Here is a 3,191-nt window from a genome sequence, read left to right as displayed (position 1 = left end):
AATCTTTTAATAAAAGTACGCGTTGTTTTTGCTTGGTACCTGTTACGTAAACGTTTAGTAGCGTTTGCTCTTATTCTTTTTAAAGATGATTTATGATTTGCCATTTTTTAGTATAATAATATTTTATATAATTTAAGGTATTGGTGATTTTCCGAATCTCCTTTTACCTTATCTTTCTCTTTTTTTCGGACTGCAAATATAGAACTTATGTTTTTAAAATGCAAAACGATATCACAAATAATTTAAATATTCTTAAATATTGATTCACACCTCTTTAGATACGGTGCTGGAATAGTAGTCTGTAAGTTCGGGAACGGCTTTGAGAGAAACAAGCCTGAACAAGATTTAAAGCAATAAACAACCAGATTTTGCCAGGGGGTTGCTAGGGGGTTGGTAGGGGGGTGATAGGGCCTCCCTAGGGTCTGAAGCCCTGGTAACCCCCTAGCAACCCCCTGGCAGATACCTGTATAGATTCCTTTTATATTTCTTTCAGGATTGTTTCAATCCATCTTCTCTCAAAGCCATCCCAAAGCAAGATCCCTGCTGCTCCCCGGCCTTCTATATAATAGATAAAACATATTATCATTTAAGCCTTTCATTAAATGCCTAAAATGCTATTTTTGACAGCATCATATCCTTAAAATCGATGAAGAAGCGTATAGCTATATTTGCCTCAGGTTCGGGCTCCAATGCCCAGAAAATTATGGAGCTGTTCAAACACAGCCCGGAAGTTGAAATTGCACTGGTACTTACCAACAATCCGGAGGCATATGTGCTGCAGCGTGCAGATAACTTTGAAATACCTTCGCATATTTTCGACAGAAAAGAGTTCTATGAAACTGAACAGATTGTAGATCTGCTTAAAAATCTGGATATCGACCTGATCGTACTGGCAGGCTTCCTTTGGCTCATCCCTAAAAACCTGATCGCAGAATATCCCGGACGTATAGTGAACATCCACCCTGCCCTCCTGCCCAAGTTTGGCGGCAAGGGAATGTACGGCGATCATGTACATAAAGCTGTACTTGCTGCCGGAGAAACTGAAGGCGGTATTACCATCCATTATGTAGATGAAAACTACGATGAAGGAGAGTATATTCACCAGGCAAAATACAGGATAGATAAGGGAGATAACCTGGAAATGCTAAAATTTAAAGGACAACAACTTGAACACCAGCATTATCCGCGTATAGTGGAAAGCATCCTGAAAAAGATACAGAAATAAGATTTTTTATCCTCCAATTACTGAACTTTATCGCTTAAAATTTATAATTTTGCGGCTCAAAAATAACACCCAATGAGCCAACAAATAAAGATCAAAAACGCTTTAATCTCAGTATATTACAAAGACGGTCTGGAACCACTTGTACGCCTGCTTGCACAGCAAGGTGTCCAATTGTTCTCTACAGGCGGTACAGAACAGTTCATCAAAGATTTGAATTTACCTGTTACAGCTGTTGAAGACCTTACAGGTTATCCTTCGATTTTAGGCGGAAGGGTCAAAACTTTGCATCCAAAAGTTTTCGGTGGTATCTTAAACCGCAGAAACCTGAACGAAGACAAAGCTCAGATCGCAGCATATGAGATTCCTGAGATTGACCTGGTAATCGTTGATCTTTATCCTTTTGAAGAAACCCTGAAAGCTGGTGGATCTGAAGAAGAAATCATTGAAAAAATTGATATTGGTGGCATTTCCCTGATCAGGGCTGCAGCCAAAAATTTTAACGACGTAGTTATCCTTGCTTCAAAAGACGATTACTCTACCCTGCAGCAGCAGCTGGAAGATCAGAATGGCGAGACTACTATCGCTCAGCGTAAAGCATATGCTAAAAAAGCATTCCATACTTCATCTCACTACGATACTGCGATCTTCAACTACTTTAATAACGAAGAACCACTGACTGTATTTAAACAAAGCCTGAACACTGCCAAAACTTTACGTTATGGCGAGAACCCGCATCAGCAGGGGGTGTTTTATGGTAACCTGGATGAAATGTTTACTAAGCTGAACGGTAAAGAGCTTTCTTACAATAACCTGGTTGATGTGGATGCAGCAGTAAGCCTGATTGATGAATTTCAGGAGCCTACCTTCGCGATCCTTAAACATACCAATGCCTGCGGTGTTGCTTCAAGAGCGACCATTGCTCAGGCATGGGACGATGCCCTGGCATGTGACCCGGTTTCTGCCTTTGGGGGCGTCCTGATCGCTAACCGTGAGATCGACCTGGCAACAGCTACAGAAATCAATAAATTATTCTTTGAAGTCCTGATTGCCCCTTCTTACCAGCCAGAGGCAGTAGAGCTGTTTAAAGCAAAGAAAAACAGGGTGATCCTGCAGCGCAATGAAGTTGAGCTGAGCAAAAAGCAATTCAAGACTTTACTGAACGGTGTGATTGAGCAGGACAAAGACCTGGTCATTGAAGACACTGATCAAATGACCACTGTTACAGAGAAAACTCCTACAACCGATGAGTTAAAAGACTTATTCTTCGCCAATAAAATCGTTAAGCACACAAAATCAAACACAATCGTTTTTGTGAAAAATAATACGTTGCTGGCAAGCGGTGTTGGGCAGACTTCGAGGGTTGATGCCCTGAAACAGGCAATTGTTAAAGCCAATGCTTTTAACTTTGACCTGATAGGTTCTGTGATGGCATCGGATGCTTTCTTCCCTTTCCCTGACTGTGTTGAAATCGCTGCTGAAGCAGGTATTACAGCGGTTCTTCAACCTGGTGGCTCCATAAAAGATACGGATTCAATCGATATGGCAAACCAAAAAAGTATCGCTATGGTGACTACTGGAATCAGACATTTTAAGCACTAATTTTTTAAAGCGGAATACAATAAAAAGATGTAGTTTTACATTCTAATAGTATATAGAATTTTTATAACATAACTTATCACCTATAAATGGGTTTATTTAACTGGTTCACACAAGAGGTTGCCATAGATTTAGGCACCGCCAACACCCTGATTATACATAATGATAAAGTGGTTGTTGATGAACCTTCAATCGTTGCTTTTGACAGACAAACCAATAAAATTATAGCAATAGGCCGTCAGGCTATGCAAATGGAGGGTAAAACGCACGATAATATCCGTACGGTAAGACCTCTGAAAGACGGTGTTATTGCAGATTTTAATGCTGCTGAAGCAATGATCAAAGGTATGATACGCATGCTCAACGGTGG

The 3,191-nt window shown here is 40.4% G+C and carries 4 protein-coding genes; 3 read left to right on the top strand and 1 reads right to left on the bottom strand.

The annotated features are described in order from the left end of the window. On the bottom strand, positions 1 to 104 hold a 104-nt coding region (rpsT, locus tag ABWY16_RS18925; protein ID WP_353906232.1), incomplete at its 3' end, for a 30S ribosomal protein S20. A gap of 542 nt (positions 105 to 646) precedes the next feature. Here rpsT and purN point away from each other — a divergent pair. The 3 genes from purN to ABWY16_RS18910 all read left to right on the top strand — a co-directional run. After that, the gene (gene purN, locus ABWY16_RS18920) at positions 647 to 1,225 is read left to right on the top strand and encodes a phosphoribosylglycinamide formyltransferase (RefSeq protein WP_353906231.1); all 579 of its coding nucleotides are present in this window, start codon (positions 647 to 649) and stop codon (positions 1,223 to 1,225) included. 72 nt (positions 1,226 to 1,297) lie between these two features. Further along, positions 1,298 to 2,824 (top strand): bifunctional phosphoribosylaminoimidazolecarboxamide formyltransferase/IMP cyclohydrolase, encoded by a 1,527-nt coding sequence (purH, locus tag ABWY16_RS18915; RefSeq protein ID WP_353906230.1) that lies wholly within the window; start codon positions 1,298 to 1,300, stop codon positions 2,822 to 2,824. 86 nt (positions 2,825 to 2,910) lie between these two features. Then, positions 2,911 to 3,191: rod shape-determining protein (locus ABWY16_RS18910; RefSeq protein ID WP_353906229.1), on the top strand; the 281-nt coding region annotated here is incomplete at its 3' end.

This window comes from Pedobacter sp. (assembly GCF_040513095.1).
Taxonomy (GTDB): domain Bacteria; phylum Bacteroidota; class Bacteroidia; order Sphingobacteriales; family Sphingobacteriaceae; genus Pedobacter.
The sequence above is the reverse complement of the archived record's forward strand: the minus strand, read 5'-3'. Positions and strand labels throughout refer to the sequence as shown.

Excerpts from the sequence above, each read along its gene's own strand:
- purN (WP_353906231.1), top strand. The coding sequence starts at position 647 with ATGAAGAAGCGTATAGCTATATTTGCCTCAGGTTCGGGCTCCAATGCC.
- purH (WP_353906230.1), top strand. The coding sequence starts at position 1,298 with ATGAGCCAACAAATAAAGATCAAAAACGCTTTAATCTCAGTATATTAC.